The 16,503-nt window shown below is 43.8% G+C and carries 9 protein-coding genes; all 9 read right to left on the reverse strand.

Annotated features, from left to right (window positions below; genetic code table 11):
- Positions 1 to 291: 291 nt before the first annotated feature.
- The 9 genes from J2W55_RS18040 to J2W55_RS18080 all read right to left on the reverse strand — a co-directional run bounded on the left by J2W55_RS18040 (position 292) and on the right by J2W55_RS18080 (position 16,346).
- Positions 292 to 2,733 (reverse strand): beta-sandwich domain-containing protein, encoded by a 2,442-nt coding sequence (locus tag J2W55_RS18040; protein ID WP_310098783.1) that lies wholly within the window; start codon positions 2,731 to 2,733, stop codon positions 292 to 294.
- 489 nt (positions 2,734 to 3,222) lie between these two features.
- Positions 3,223 to 3,606, reverse strand: a complete 384-nt coding sequence (locus J2W55_RS18045; RefSeq protein ID WP_310098785.1) for an ester cyclase — start codon at positions 3,604 to 3,606, stop codon at positions 3,223 to 3,225.
- A 10-nt stretch (positions 3,607 to 3,616) separates the two neighbouring features.
- The gene (locus J2W55_RS18050) at positions 3,617 to 4,552 is read right to left on the reverse strand and encodes an alpha/beta fold hydrolase (RefSeq protein ID WP_310098787.1); all 936 of its coding nucleotides are present in this window, start codon (positions 4,550 to 4,552) and stop codon (positions 3,617 to 3,619) included.
- 279 nt (positions 4,553 to 4,831) lie between these two features.
- Positions 4,832 to 7,192 (reverse strand): beta-L-arabinofuranosidase domain-containing protein, encoded by a 2,361-nt coding sequence (locus J2W55_RS18055; protein ID WP_310098789.1) that lies wholly within the window; start codon positions 7,190 to 7,192, stop codon positions 4,832 to 4,834.
- A 357-nt stretch (positions 7,193 to 7,549) separates the two neighbouring features.
- Positions 7,550 to 9,061 (reverse strand): SusD/RagB family nutrient-binding outer membrane lipoprotein, encoded by a 1,512-nt coding sequence (locus tag J2W55_RS18060; RefSeq protein ID WP_310098793.1) that lies wholly within the window; start codon positions 9,059 to 9,061, stop codon positions 7,550 to 7,552.
- A gap of 12 nt (positions 9,062 to 9,073) precedes the next feature.
- On the reverse strand, positions 9,074 to 12,232 hold the full coding sequence (locus tag J2W55_RS18065; RefSeq protein WP_310098797.1) for a SusC/RagA family TonB-linked outer membrane protein: 3,159 nt from the start codon (positions 12,230 to 12,232) through the stop codon (positions 9,074 to 9,076).
- Between the two features lie 184 nt (positions 12,233 to 12,416).
- Positions 12,417 to 13,733, reverse strand: coding sequence for a gluconate:H+ symporter (locus J2W55_RS18070; RefSeq protein ID WP_310098800.1), 1,317 nt, complete (start codon positions 13,731 to 13,733; stop codon positions 12,417 to 12,419).
- Between the two features lie 16 nt (positions 13,734 to 13,749).
- The gene (locus tag J2W55_RS18075; RefSeq protein ID WP_310098803.1) at positions 13,750 to 15,465 is read right to left on the reverse strand and encodes an IlvD/Edd family dehydratase; all 1,716 of its coding nucleotides are present in this window, start codon (positions 15,463 to 15,465) and stop codon (positions 13,750 to 13,752) included.
- 44 nt (positions 15,466 to 15,509) lie between these two features.
- Complete coding sequence (locus J2W55_RS18080) at positions 15,510 to 16,346, reverse strand: fumarylacetoacetate hydrolase family protein (protein WP_310098805.1); 837 nt, start codon at positions 16,344 to 16,346, stop codon at positions 15,510 to 15,512.
- Positions 16,347 to 16,503 lie beyond the last annotated feature (157 nt).

Genomic DNA, 16,503 nt, shown 5'->3' on the forward strand with positions numbered 1-16,503 from the left:
CCCGGATTTGCCAAAGCTGCCTTAATTGACGGAGGCTATGCTCATATACAGAACAGGAAGCCCGCGGGTTAAAAAAAGATCAAAAGATATCAAAATGCCATGGAATGGATCGTCAATGTGCTAAATTCCATCCAAGAAATTTTGATAGAGAAAGTTAAGATAATGTTTGGCAGCAATCCCAATCGGATGTTGAGATATAATGATCAGCTCATTTGCACCCCCACTCCACGCAGGTTGTTTCTATATTATCATTTAAACTGGTTAATGTTGACCTGAATTCTATATAAGAGGTTAATTTCCGGCGCCAGTGCTCTGAACATCATCATTACTGATACCTCTTTTGTTTTTCTTTATAGCCTCTTTTAATTTACCGAAGCGGTAGTTAAGGCTAGTAGTAAATCCCCTGAAGTAGGCGATGTTGTTATTTGTCTGCATGAAATCGGGACCGAATGATTCTCTGATATTATGCCTGTATTTTGTGAAAGGGTTATTAACTGTCGCAGAAAACGAAAGCTTATCCTTCACAATGTCTTTATTAAGGCTTAATGATGTACTGGCATACGGATTTGAAGTCCCCTGTATAGACAGGTTGGGTCCATTTAAAAATGCATTAACACTAATGCGCCAGCCTTTTTCAAAATTATAGGCACTGTTTAAAGATGCGCCGTACATAATCCCCTGGTTCTTCACGAGCACGCCATTTACCAATCCCTGCACCCGGCCATGCGCTATTCTTCCGTTAAAAGATGAACTCCATCTTTGGGTGATCGGGTAACTGATATTGGCATTGAAGGTAAACAACCGGGCTTTGCCTGTATTGTCAAAACTGCTGCGTGTAATATTAGTGGCCGGATTAAAAACCACAACAGGCATAATGAGGTCGTTAAAATAATTATAACCAAGCATTATGTTCAGAGAAGCTCTTTTTGATCTGCTGTATCCCAACTGCACATTATTTGATACCGCGGGCCTGAGATTTGGATTTCCCGATGATTCAAAATTTGGATTCGACCGGTCAACAAAGGGGTTAAGCTGATAGATGCCCGGGCGCTGGATTCTTTGCGAGAATCCAAAGTTGATGGCGCTCATGTTCTTAAATTTCTTATTAATACTTACAGAAGGAATTATATTTAAGAAGTTTTTGTTCAATTGCGACGCCGTTGAAATGAAATCAGCGTCAATAATAGTCTCTTCAATTCGTGCGCCTGCCTTAAAGGCCCAACTTTTTAAGGTGTAGGTATAGCTGTTATATGCGCCGAATACATTTTGATTATTATCGAACTTATTGCTCCGTACCGGGTCAATTTCGAAATTACCAGTAACTGAATTATACGACTGATATTGAAAATCGCTGTTATTATCCCTTATAATTGCTTTAATCCCCCCTTCTATATTCAATTTTTTTACAGGATGCACATAGTCGATCTGGAAAGTGTGTTCAGAAGACTCCCCTTCGTTTTGCTGGCGATAATCAGGCGTAGTATAGTTCACTCGATTTGATGCGGTCAGGTCTGCATTTTGCCTGTTGTTGAATGTAAAATACTGGTAGGAGAAAGTGAGCAGCCTTTGCTTGCTGCTTTTAAAACCCAGCTGGTAATTTAAACTGGCATTTATACCCCTGCCATTAGCCTCATTATTATTAAACAGATCATACCGTTGGATAACGCCGCCCGTCCCGTTCAGGATAGAATTCTGTAGGTTTGTGCCATCCTGGTTATTGCCGTTGAGGTTAAACTGACCGGAGATGAGGTTGAGGCTATCTATTTCATAGCTAAGCCCTGTTTCGATATAACCGTTTTTGCCATTAAACTCAAGCGCGTTATTCTGGCTCAGGTTAGTAGGGTTGTTGCCGGTAGTTAATCTCACTATTGAATTTCTTACCACTGGCGAATTTGCAATATTAGCACCAAAAAATCCGGACACTTCTAACTTGCCCTGTTTGGAAGAGAATGATCCGCCTGCCCTGGGGCCGCCCACAGGAAATACATGACTTACATTTATGGAGCCATTGTACCCGTTATCCACTTTTTTATTGGTTACAATGTTGATGATACCGCCAATACCTTCCGCATCATATTTTGAGGAAGGATTGGTAATCACTTCGATGCTCTGGATGGTTGAGGCAGGCATGCTTTTCAGGATATTTTTAGCGTCTCTTTCCATCATGCTGGAAGGTTTCCCATTAACCAGGATCTTATAACCACCTTGCCCCCTTAAAAGGATATTATCTTCGGCATCTACAGATAACAGAGGAACTTTTCTCATCATCTCCAACACACTGTTGCTTTTACTGTCGGGGTCTGCCTTAAGGTCATAAGTGAGTTTATCAACTTCCTGTTTTATAATTGGCTTATCGGCAGTAATAGACACTGCTTTGAGCTGCGTGATTCGCTCGCTGATAGTGATAGTTCCCAGGTTTATTGTAGGTTTTGTATTATCTGTAAGATCAACAGGTACTGATTCTGAATTATACCCAACACTCACAATTGAGATCAGGTATTTTCCTGGCGGCAGCTTCTCAAAATTGAATATTCCGTCTGTCTTTGTTGCCGCAGTGCGCACAAGCTGTTTAGCTGTATTGCGCAAATTAACTGTTATGTAGCCGACCGGTTTCCTTGACACAGAGTCAATTGTAATTCCTTTAACTCCAAACAATACCGGCACTGTCTGTGCGAAGACCGGGATGATCGCGATTGAAAAGAAGATTATGATGAGTATAAATTTTAGTTTCATGCCTTTTTATTTAAAATTTAATTGAAAAAGAAGTTTATTGACCGGGTTATACTTCGCAACGAGGTATGCATTATTATAATACCATGCTATGCATAGTACTATGACACTTCCAATAACTAATAAGTTACAGTGAAACAAAAATTTAAGAGAGGATTGTAGCGGTTAACAGCCGGTATTACAACACATAAAATCTTATTTGCGTTGAGTTATATGAGTATTCTTATTAACCTTTTAAATCGTGAAAAATGGTATAAAAAAGCTTTGGGTTATTATTCTTTCTAACAACCCAAAATCAAGGTGATGACAATAGGTTAATTTATATGAAATCACTGTCGACGGTAAATCAAATGAACTATCGACAAAGTGAAGAGCGCTAAAATGAAAGTATAAATTTTGTATTGCGTGCATTATGCCCGGCAATCGCCGGTTAATTGTGATAAGTTTAGCTTGAAAGTCCCCCATAGCGGTTATTTGGAGTCCTTTATTTTATCAGGGTACCAGTTGCTTTTCGATCTCTGCTTTGTCTATCACCGACCAAACCTCTGCGATCTTTCCATCCTTGTACCTGTAGAAAACGTTTTCATGAAACTCGACCTGTTGCCCGTTGATCTGAAGGCCCTTAAATTTCGCTTTTGGCTTACAGTTAAAATATAACCGGCTCGCGACGACAGAGGTTTCTGCGACCAAAAGTTCGACTTCAAAACGGAGATCGGGTATATCATGGTAATTGCCCGCAAGCATATCGCGATAACCATCCAATCCAATTGAACGGCCATTATGAACCACGTCCTCGCTAACGAACTCACCAAGACGGTGCAGTTCCCGGGCATTAATGCATGTAATGTAGTTGTGATAGTTCTCCGACAGATCCATGGTCTTTATTTTAAATATCCTTTTTGCTCAGCCATTCATGAACTTTTAGCACCGCTTCGGCAAATACATGCGGTGCTTCCTGTGGCAGGTTATGCCCTGAAGTTACGGTCAGATGTTCGTGCCGCCCCGAGAACAAGGGAGCATGCGCCTTCGTACCACCAGGTTTGAGCGGGTCAGTTGTGCCGTCAAGCGTTACCGAAGGTATGGTGATTTTTGGCTTTTGAACCAGGATGTCCTCAAAGTGCTGTAACGCCGGATCTCCTGCTTCATTTCCAAGCATATGTCTGTAATTATGTATGACTACATCTACAAAGTCAGGGTTTTCGAAAGCAGCGGCCGACCTGTTATAGGTGGCCTCATCGAACTTCCAGTCCGGTGACCATTCGTTCCACAGTATCCGGCATAGCTCCCGGCGACTTTTGGTCAGGCACTCGTATCCGCGTTTACTTTGGAAAAGGTGCTGATACCAGCAGATACGTTCAAGTGAGGGCGCAAATGCATGTGTCTGTTCCTGTATATCAATGATATCGTAACTGGCATAAGATACCAAACCGCCGATCTGTTCCGGCCAAAGTGCTGCCGCTACGCAGGACGCGTTCGCGCCCCAGTCAAAACCGCCTATTATAGGGCGGTCCAAACGCAAAGCATTTATTAACTGAAGAATATCTAAACCGCGGGCAGCCTGCTGCCCGCTTCGCATTACTTGATCGGAAGCAAACCGTGTAGGACCAAATCCCCGGATAAACGGCGTAATGACTTTTGCTCCAGATCGCGCCAGTATGCTTACCACTTCATCGAACGCATGGACGTCGTAAGGAAATCCATGGGAGAGTAAAACCGGCCATCCGTCTGCAGTACCATTTTCGGTGTAGGCGATCCGAAGCATATCGGTATTAACAAACTTAACATGGTGTTGAACCTGAAAATCGTGATCTGTTGCTGTCATAATAAAAAGCTTAATAGCATAACACAATCCACTGTTTCAATATACAACACAAAAATACAGTAAGCAGCACATCATAGGAAATCTTCCGATTTCCTTTTGATTATTTAAAACGGGTTATGGAAAGCATTTTTCTCTTTCAAGTTCTTATGGTGTGATAAAGACTGAGCTCATGGCCGGCATTTTTCTTTTCTAACTGGAGCAATTCTTTTAAGACCATCGTCATTTTCAGACATGCGTCGCCGGCATCAGCAAATGAATTATACCGTTACGAGATTTATTTTAGCGCATCAGGCGTACGCCATAAATAGCAGCAGTTTTATTACCTGGGGTAGCTACAAACTTCACCAGAATACTCCCTGCATTGGCCTTGACACTTTCAGATATCGTATATTCTTTGGTTATAAACGTATCGGGTCCAGTGCCGTCAAGCGAAACATGCGTCAACTTAAAATCGTTCAGGTAAATATCAAACTCCCCGCCACTTTCCTTGCCATAATAAGTTATGCCCAGGGTTTTAACAGTGGGATTTGAACGCATTCGATAACTGAAGAACCCGGCCGAGCTGCGCCAATGCATGTTTCTGAATATACCGGTTTCAGATTTTTCGGCTATCATGCCATGGTCGTTCTCCGGCTGCTGTTCGCCAGGTGCTACCGCATCGACCGAGCGAGCGGCCAACTTTATATAACGCTCATCAAGCGAGGCCAGTTCCTGCTCTTTTTGTTGTATACTATCGGGTTTTGCTACCGGCCAATACAACATGTACCGGCTGTCATGCACTTTATAGAATGGGATCAGTTTAAGGCTTTTAAAATTTGGTTGAACAATCAGATCGCTTATCTGGTAAGTTAAAGGACCTGTGCCGGCGGTCGCTTTAATTGCGGTACCCAAGTCCCTGCTGTTGCTGGCCAGCAATGGCGAACTTGGCAACGGATACAGCGGCCCTCCTGCTATGTGCCCCCAGCGGCTATCGTCTGCAAATAAGCCGGTAAGTTGAGTAGTGTCTGTTGGTGCGGCGAGTACTATAGGTCCATGTAGAAATGATACCCAGGCGGAGTTATCGGGCAAGTACTCGACACTATTTTTCATTGGTAAGGAGACAGTTATACGGTCGCCCGTCTTCCAGGCGTGCATCAACTTTACGTAACCTTCGGCACTCTCGCTGAATGTAACAGACTGGTTGTTTATTGTAATAGCAAAGCCACGGTGTCTTAGCCATTCGGGTTTGCGGATATAGATGGCGAATTTACCCGGACGGCTTAATTTAAGCGACAAGGAAGTATTCTCGGCTTCCGGGAACTTTGTGCGCTGGGTTACCTCGATACCTTTCTCTTTCCAGTTAAGTACAGATGGGATAAAAAGGTTTACATACAGATCGTCACCTTTATGCGAATAGATCAGTTCGCCGTACTTCCCATGGTTTTCAATACCTGTTCCTACACAGCACCAAAAACTTTGGTCGGCAGTTGAGTAAACACGGTAATGCTGTGGGTGTATAGGCGTGAAATAAACAAAACCACCGGTTACCGGGTGCTGCGATGACAGAATATGGTTATACAGCAAACGCTCGTAAAAATCAATGTAGGCAAGCCGTGTATCATCAACAAAAAGCATTTTGCTCAGTTTAAGCATATTATTGCTGTTGCAAGTTTCGGGCCCCTGCTCCGACTCTAACATTGTAGCAAAATTATTAACGGGATTAAAATGTTCGCGCACACTGTTGCCGCCAATAGATATGGTACGCTTATTTACCACGGTATTCCAAAAAAACTTAGCAGCGGAACTGAAACTGGTATCGTTACCCAGTTCGGCTATACGCTCAAAGCCAATAACCTTGGGTATTTGCGTATTGGCATGCAACCCGCTCAACTTATCCTCGTGTTGCTCCAGCGGTGCCAGTATAGCCTTGTGAGAAAATTTCTCGGCCAGTGTAAGGTATTTCTTATCACCGGTAATGGCATAGGCGTCTGCGAAAACTTCATTCACGCCGCCATGCTCAGTGTCCAGCATACGTTGCATCTGGTCGGTGTTCAGCCCGGCTACTTCTCCATCGGCCCAATCGCATAATTTAATGAAAACCTCTTTCGCCTTTGCATTGCCTCCAAGCAAATAGGCGTCGCGTAAACCGGCGTATAGCTTGTGCAAATTGTACCAGGGCACCCATTTTTTATTAAAGTCACTCAGGTCACCTGTTTTTACCTGCGCCCACATTTTGTTACCTCCCGGAACACCGCCCACGTAACCGTTACCGTTGCTTTCTTGGCAGCGGGCCAGTTCATTTACCATATAATCCAGTCGGCGCTTACATTCCATATTGCCGATCGATGCATACATTTGCGCGAGGGCGGTTAAGTAGTGTCCACCGGTATGGCCATCCAAACCTGAATTTTCCCAATTGCTATAGCTTTTGGCTTTGGGGACAAGCCCTGCTTCGCGCAGATATGGAGCCAGCAACCTATCGGGTTCCATTTTCAAAATATAATTTAAATCAACCTGTTCGGCCTGCTTAAACGGGCTTTCCAATAAGCGCACATTACCTAACTTAAATAACTGCATTTTGCTTTGTTGGCCATACAGTGACGACCCCGATAATATTAAAACAGTAAGTATTTTAATGGTTGCAATAGTTTTATTTTTCATGTATAGTTTTACGTTCCCTCCCGAAAAAACTTTTAAGGTTATAAATCTGCGGTTCAATGCAATGTCATTAGCGTAGCCTGATCCCCGAGTTAGTGATCTGCTCAATAAGGCACCAGTACATAACCACTTTTCGAAAATGCGATTAATTGTTAAAAAAACACTTATAATTGATTGCAGGCAAATATAGATAATTGGAAGGTTCTATCAAGGTCAAATATTTATATTTTATGATAAATGTTCGCTCAAAATCAAATTTGGGAGCGGCGTGGTCATACTATCATAACCGCCTTATGTAGATCGGTTAATAAAAAACCCCGGCATTAAATCAATACCGGGGTATAGCATATAAACTACGGTTTATTTATCCCAAAAAACTGGAGTATCTAAGTCGTCTGCTCCCATACTGGCTACTGCCGCTCTATAGTTGTCGGCATTAATGGCCGATTCTGTTTGCGGGTAAGTATACCTGCGTACAAAGTTCCCCTTTATTTGCTTGCCGGGATATGTATTGGGCGATAATGCCGGGAAACCGCTTCTTCTGAAATTGGCCCAGGCTTCCGCACCGTTTCCAAACGAAGTTATCCAATACTGGGTATTAATTAGTTTCAAAGCGTTGGCATCGGAATATGCATTTACCGGGTTATTTAAATAGGCATTTTGTGCATCGCTGCTGATAACAGCTGTAGCATCATAACTGGCAAATTGATCCATAGCCGCCTTTACACCATTGTTATAATAAGTACTTGCTGTGCCGCTGATATAACCTCTGAAAGCGGCTTCGGCCAGTAAGAGTTGTGTTTGGGCATACGTTACAAAATATTGTGGTGCGGTCACTTTACCAAATACGCTGTAATTAACCTGCGAATATTTGAAACCTGAACCACTCACTCCGCGAAATCCTGGAGCGGTTGGCAGCGTACCGCTGTCGTAACCTATAGGCAAACCAAACTGGTTGGCAGATATTGTATCCGGCACGAGTGATAATGCTTTCCCAGGGTCGGCATACATTGCTGAAATGTACTTCAGCCTCGGATCGCCGGTAGATTTTAATTGTGTCACAAATGGCTCGGCGAGATAATAAGTATTGGTTAACTGTTGAATTTGCTGTGTAACAGGATTAGGATAAGCATTGTTATATTTCAGGTAACAATTGTCGGCATTGGATTGCATTACGCCTCCGGCAACAGCTGCCTGCACAATTATTTTTGCCTTGCCAGCATCTATTTTAGAGTAACGCATCCCTATACGCAGCAACAGTGAATAGCCCAGCCGTTTCCATTGCGGAATATCTCCTCCAAAAAAAACATCCCCTTTTACAACATCCCTGGCAGCGTCTAAAGCTGCCGTTGCTGTAGTAAGTTCCTTCACTAAATCATTATAAATATCCTGTTGCTTATCATATTTAGGCAAAAAAACCGAGTTCAGATAGGCTTGTCCGGCCTGGGTGTAAGGCACATCTCCATAAGTATCCACCAACATCATATAATTGTATGCCCTCCATATTCTCGCTTCATTGTATAGGTTAGTGCGGGCCGCATCACTTTTGGTTTCCGATAAAATATGTTCCAGGAATTTTATACTGTTTGGATACGCATTATTCCAACGCATTACAGTATATGTTTGATTTAACACGTTGAAGTTGAATGCAGAGGTAACACCGCCAAAAGGATCGATGAACTGCTGAACAACTGTTGCTTCGGTTTCCATTAACGATGAATATGTTAAAAGCTCAGCGTTGGAAAACAAGAACATGGGGTCGAGGCTGGTTGTGTTATTTGGATTAACATTTAACTCCCTGAACCCTTTGTCGCAACCTGCTGCCGAACACAGGCAGACAGCACATAATATGATCTTTATATAATTTTTCATGATCGTACTCTTTTAAAATTTGACATTAAGGTTAAATCCATAAGTGCGGGTTGTGGGCAGTGAACTTTGCTCGTACCCGGTTAAGATATCACCACTTGAAGAAATTGCTTCCGGATCAATATTAGGTGTATACTTCTTGATGATTAGCACATTGTGGCAAACTGCAGAAAGCACAAGCCCTTTGATAAACTTGGCTTTCATCATCTTAGAAAAATCATAGCTTACAGAAACGTTTCTTAACTTGATGAAGTCTGACTTATAAATAAAGGGATCCAGGATGCCCTGTGAACGATAATTGGCATAAAAGTCCTCGGCATTAACGGCCGTAGTGTTAGGTGTGCCGTCAGCATTTACGCCATCAAACTTAACACCGCCTTCCCTCCCAACCAGCGATTCTTTGGATAAACCTTCTCTCAGGAAGTTAAGGTTTGAGCTTGACAATATCTTACCGCCAACTTTATAATCGATGTGTGTCATCAGGGTGAACCTTTTATAAGTAAATGTATTTACCCAACCACCGGTAGCTTTAGGTAATGCACTGCCAAAAAGCGCGGGAGATGTACTGGCCATTGGTTTACCCCCTGATACGATGATCTTCCCGTTGGCATCTCTGCGGTAAGTTGAACCCTGTATCTGGTTTAAGGGGAGGCCTACCTGGTCAACAATGGAACCAAAGAATTCCCCTGCACCAAGGGTTAGTTGATTTTGACCGTTAGCCAGCGCTAATACTTTTGAAGAATTTATGGCAGTATTAAACGCGGATCGCCAGGTAAAATTCGGTTTTCTAATAGCTATTAACTCAAGCAAAAATTCCATCCCGCGGTTTTGCAGCTCGCCGAGGTTTACAATAGTACCGGTATAGCCTGACGCGTTGGAAATAGCCACACTTAAGATCTGGTTTGTGGTGTGCTTGTCGTATGCAGCCACATCCAGATTCACCCGACTGTTGAACATTCGCAATTCCAAGCCAATCTCCTTCTCTTTTACGCTGTAAGGTTTGATTGCCTGATTCGGGGTGGTAACATTGCTGATGCTTCCAAGTGGAAAGCCATTGAATGCATTTTGTGAAACGGTAAAGGTTAGCGAATTGCTATAGGGGTTAATACCATTTGCACTGCCCACATTAGCATATGTCGCCCTGATTTTTCCGAAGGACAGCCACGAAGGAGGGTTCTTTAAAAATTCCGAAAAAACAAAGCTACCACTTACAGAGGGATAAAAATAATGGTTATGTTCGGGACTTAAAACCGAAAACCAGTCGTTACGACCAGTTAGATTTAAAAACAAATAAGATTTATAACCAAACTCAGCAGTTCCATACAAGGAGTTTACTGTAGATTTAGACACTGCAAAGGCCGAGGTGTTGGTTACGCCATTTCCAAGGGTATAAAAATCTCTTACATAGAAGTTTGTCGCGGTAACGGTATATCCTTGCGATGATGATGGGAAAGTATTTCCACCTATAGTAGCGTCAAAAGAAAAATCTCCCCATTTGTGACCACCTCCTAATAAAAAGTCGGCATTTAGAGCGCGGTAGCTATTGTCGTTTGAATTATAACTACCATTATAAAGGCCAACAGGCGCAGCAGCATTTGCCAACGTGCCGGTTGGCGCGTTTTGTTCGTAAAACGATGTGCTATATTCCATATTCACACGACCCTGCAGATAAAACCAATCAAAAAACTGGTAGCGCAGGGTTGCAGTACCTAAAAGGTGGTCTCTGGTTTGTCTTGTGAATTGCTTGTTCATGATCCAATATGGATTGGTAAGGGTAGTGAAACGAGATGTGGGGGTTTCGTTGCCATTAGCATCAACCGCGGCTGCTTTTAATACATCTAAACTAACCGAGTTTGAGTAACGGTAGATATAATTAGTAACCGATGATCCCTGAATACCAATTACCGGCGGATTGTTGTTATTCTCGTGGTCATAATTCACATAGATTTGTGCGGACAACTTAGGGGTAAAGTTATAATTCAAGCCAAGATTGAATATTTTTTTGTGATAATCGTTGTTAGGTACTATGCCCTGCGCGTCCTGGTTTGAATAAGAGAATCTAAAACTTCCTTTGTCATTACCGCCGGAGAACGCGATGGTATTTGTCCATGCATTGGCAAGTCTGAAGAATTTACTGATCCGGTTTTTCTCCGGCGCGTAGGGACGTTGTACTCCATCAAACTGATAGGTAGGAGCATTATCAAATTTTTCTCCAAAACTCCATGCGCCTGAACTTTGTGCCTCACCCTGCGTTTTGGGGCGCACGTTATTTTCGCCCTGTCCATACTCATATTGAAAGTCAGTAAAGTCAAGTGCCTGATTTTGGGTAAAGTTGGAGGTAAACTCAATACCAATACCTGCATTTTTATTACCGCTTTTAGTAGTGATAATTAACGCGCCGTTGCTTGCCCGTGAACCGTAAAGCGCCGCAGCTGTGGCTCCTTTTAATACAGTCATCGACTCAATATCATCTGGGTTTATCTGCTGCATGTTGTCGCCAAGATCAACAGACTGGGTGTAACCGTTGGTGCTCGATGGGCTTTGCGATAAAGGAAGGCCGTTTAACACAATTAACGGAGCATTATCGCCCTGAAATGCAGACTGCCCGCGCAACCTGATCTTGGTACTACCGCCAGGGCCGCTTGCCGGCGGCGATATATCCAAACCGGCAACCTTTCCCTCAAGTGAGTTAACAAAGTTTGTTGAACGGTTGGTGGTTATCTCACCCACCCGTACATTTTCAGCTGCGTAACCCAATTTTTTTGATTCGCGCTTTATGCCTAAAGCCGTTACTATTATTTCGCTAAGGGCATTTGATTTTGGCTCCAGCGTAACATTCAGGGTAACGCGCCCGTTGAGCGACTCGGTTTTGGACTGGTATCCTACGTAGCTGAATAATAATACCGCGTTATCCGAGGACACCTGTATCCTGTAATTTCCATTTGCGTCGGTCATAACGCCGTTTTTAGTCCCTTTTTCGCTTACGCTAACGCCCGTAAGGGGACTACCTTTTTCGTCGAGCACTTTGCCGGTAACTGTTTGTACACTCGCTTCGGTGCTGGCGCTAACGATGACGGCTTTCCGCGCCTGTACATCCGCCACAAACATAAGTGTAAAAAGAACACTTATTGTAATGGACAACATCATCCCGGATGCTTTGATTTTTTTTTCCATGATTTTAGGTTTAATTCTGTTGATAATCTTCATTTAACCTCTTTCTCAAAATTGGTAATTGCGAAAGAGCTTCTTGCAGGTGGCACTTTGAGGGCCGTTGTTTTGTTTTAGTGTAGTTTTTTTTTCATTTTACGCAGGTTTTTTGTTTGAAATTGATTATATGCATTTATGGATATAGGTCTATTTATAGTAAATAATCTAATGATAAGACGCCTGCAAGCCCTATTACAGATACCAGGCTTTCCATTACCGTCCATGAACGGAGTGTTTCTTTAACCGATAACCCGAAATATTCTTTGCATAGCCAAAAAGCCGTATCATTTACATGCGAGCCAAACAGGCTACCCGCCCCGATCGCCAGCACCAGCAAGTTGGTGTTAACACCCGAATGATGGGCGATTGGAAACAATACTCCTGCGGCAGTTACACCCGCCACCGTGGCTGAGCCCAGGCAAAGTCGCAAACAAGCTGTTGCCAGCCATGCAAACAACAGGGGATGCATGGTGCTATTGACCAGCATACCGGCCAGCACATCGCCCAGGTGGCTATCTACAAATATTTGCTTCAGTGCTCCTGCGCTGCCAATAATGATCAACACCATTGCTATGTCTTTTACGGCACACACATAACTATCCATTATTTTTGCCAATGGCCTGCCTTTATGCAAACCAAGTGTATAGGTGCTTATAATTAAGGTGAGCAGCATGGCTATAACGGGTTCAGCGAACCAAGACGCTAAGTTTTTTATAAAGGGAACTTGCCCAAAAAACACAGACGGTAAATGAGCAAGACAAATCAGTACAACCGGTAAAAGAGATGATAGTATGCTGTTAATAATACCCGGTAACTCATTAGCCGGCAACGCGGCCGAACTACCGGCAAATTGCAAACCGTTGGGCCCTATTTTTTTGAGGGTAGTCGAAAACACCGGTCCAGCTATAATGATAGCAGGGATAGCGATTATCAGCCCATAGCCAAATGTTTTTACAACATCTGCATGAAAAACGCTGATGAGCGTCATTGGTGAAGGATGCGGGGGTAAAAAGCCGTGCATTACCGATAAGGCGGTAAGCATGGGCATACCCACATATAACAACGGCAACCGGTAGCTGGAGGCAACCGAAAAAATGATGGGCACTAACAATATGAACCCCACATTATAATATAAGGGAATACCAACTATAAAGCCGGTTATAGCCATGGCATAGGTTACATATTTGGCACCAAACAACCCGTGCATGAAGTGGGCTATGCGCTGAGCGGCACCGCTTTCAGCAACCAGCTTGCCCAACATTGCTCCCAATACAATAATGATTGCTACTGACCCTAATGTATCACCCAGCCCTTTATTTACAGATGCGATAACTGTAGTAAAAGGCATGCCGAAGAAGCAGCCTGCCAGCAGCGCTACGATAAGAAAGGCAAGAAACGCATTAACCTTTGCCCAGGTGATCAGCGCTATGAGCAGTAAAATACAAAAGATCAATACAAGTATTGTCATCGTTATCCCCAGTTAATTAATGCGAATCGCGGGTTACAACAGATCCGGAATTCCCCACAAGAAAATCGAGATCTGCCCCTTTATCAGCCTGCTGCACATGGCGCTGGTACATAGATACGTAGCCCCTGTCTGTATGATAAGCTGGTTTTTCCCATAACAGCCGCCGTCTTTCCAGTTCGACCTCATCTACAAGCAGGTCTATCCTTCTCGCGGATACATCGAGGTGTATCAGATCTCCGTTTTTTACAAGTGCCAGGTTACCGCCGATGGCAGATTCCGGTGATACATGGAGCACAACGGTACCATAGGCGGTGCCGCTCATCCGCCCGTCAGATATCCTTACCATATCCGTAATGCCTTTCTCCAGCAGTTTTTTTGGCAGCACCATGTTGCCAACTTCGGGCATACCGGGATACCCTACCGGGCCAACGTTTTTCAGCACCATCACGCAGGTCTCATCAATATCAAGCTCCGGTTCATCAACCCTGGTGTGATAATCTTCAATGGTTTCAAAAACCACTGCCTTGCCCGTATGCTGCATCAGTGATGGTGTTGCTGCCGAAGGCTTGATGACCGCTCCATTAACAGCCAGGTTGCCTTTTAAAACAACTATGCCTGCCTCGGGGATAATAGGGTTGTTATAACTTGCTATAACCTCATTATTATAGCAAATACCTTCGTCCTTTATGTTTTCTGCATGTGATTTACCGGTCACAGTTATAGCATCCATAGCCAATTCCTGGCTTAGTTCTTTTAGTATAACCGGTAACCCGCCTGCATAGTAAAAGTCTTCCATCAGGTATTTCCCCGAAGGCATGAGATTGAGCAGCAAGGGTATTTTGCTACCCAGCCTGTCGAAATCGTCCAGGCATAGGTCTACCCCTACGCGCCCGGCAATTGCCGTAAGATGTATAATGAAGTTGGTAGAACCGCCGATCGCGGCGTTTACCTTAATAGCGTTTTCGAAAGCGTCGCGGGTAAGTATTTTTGATATCGTTAACCCTTCTTTCACCATTTCTACAATACGCCTGCCTGATAACTGCGCTAACACCTTTTTTCTCGAATCAACCGCCGGTGTGGCCGCGGCCTGTGAAAGGCACATACCAAGCGACTCGACCATACACGCCATGGTTGAGGCGGTACCCATCGTCATACAATGGCCCGCGCTTCGTGACATGCAACTTTCTGCAGCGAGGTATTCGTCGTTGGTTATTTTACCGGTTTTCAGGTCATCAGTTAATTTCCATACTGCCGTTCCCGATCCGATATCAGTACCTCGATATTTACCGTTTAACATCGGCCCGCCCGGAACTACAATTGTAGGCAAGCCTACGCTGGCAGCTCCCATCATGGTAGATGGTGTAGTTTTGTCGCAGCCGGTTAGTAATACAACCCCGTCTATCGGATTGCCGCGTATGGATTCCTCGGCATCCATACTGGCCAGGTTCCTGAAAAGCATAGCGGTAGGTTTAAGCAAAGTTTCGCCTAACGACATGATGGGAAACTCCACCGGGAAACCACCGGCCTCATACACACCGCGTTTAACAGCTTCCGCCAAGTCGCGTAAATGTGCATTGCAAGGGGTTAGCTCCGACCATGTGTTGCAAATTCCGATAACCGGCCTTCCGTCGAAAAGGTCGGTCGGCATGCCCTGGTTTTTCATCCAACTCCTGTACAAAAAACCCATTTTACCTGTTTTCCCAAACCAATCAGAACTTCTGAACTGTGACATTTTATTTTCTTTTATATTTAATTTATATCGTTGCCGTGTTTCAATTATTTGCCTACCCCGCTTGTAAGTGTTCCTATACTACCTATAGTAATATTTATCACGTCGCCATAACTAAGTGTGAAAGAATCAGGCGGCACGATACCGGTACCAGTCATGAGGTATGCTCCTGTCGGGAATGACATCTCCATAAAAAGATAATGGGCAAGCTCCTGATGTGTGCGCTTCATCCTGCTGATCAAAATGGCATCAGCAAACACTTTAACATCACCTCTCCATATTTCAATTTGAATTTCTGTATCCGGCGAAATAGGTTCGGCCGGCGCGTAAAGACATGGGCCAACGGCGGCTGCACCGTCGTATGACTTCGCCTGAGGAAGATATAAAGGGTTTTCGCCTTCAATATCTCTTGACGACATATCATTGCCGATCATATATCCCTCAATGGTGCCTGCGCTGCAAATGAACAACACCAATTCCGGCTCCGGAACATTCCATTCCGAATCTTTCCGGATACGAACGGTACCGCCAGGCCCAACTGCACGATATGCCGAAGATTTAAAAAAAAGTTCAGGGCGTTTTGCGCTATAAACCCTTGCATAGAAATCGCCTCCGCCGGCATCCTTTGACTCTTCCATGCGGGCATCTTTGCTGCGCATATAGGTGACGCCTGATGCCCAGATCTCCTGATTGCCAATAGGCGCAATTATGTTTTCCAGATCATTGGCCAGCAAAGGATCGGTTGTGATACTTTGGATGTCGTTCAAAACCTCACGATGCAACGCTTCGCGGTTAATAAAACTGTCCCAGTCCCAATCCGGCGAACTGTATAACAGGCCGGCGTATTTTACAATAACTTTATCGTTAGTCTTAAATATATGCATAGCTATTTATTGCTGCCCGCGTTTATGCGGCAGTTATTCCGTTATCAAAAAAGTGTAACAAATCGGTTACTTGGTTATATACAAAGAATGTTAAAGCAAATCGCTTAAGCTTCCAAAAAAACACAGCGTTGATTTTTGCACAAAAAAACTTTGGACA

The organism is Mucilaginibacter pocheonensis (genome assembly GCF_031456535.1).
GTDB lineage: Bacteria > Bacteroidota > Bacteroidia > Sphingobacteriales > Sphingobacteriaceae > Mucilaginibacter > Mucilaginibacter pocheonensis.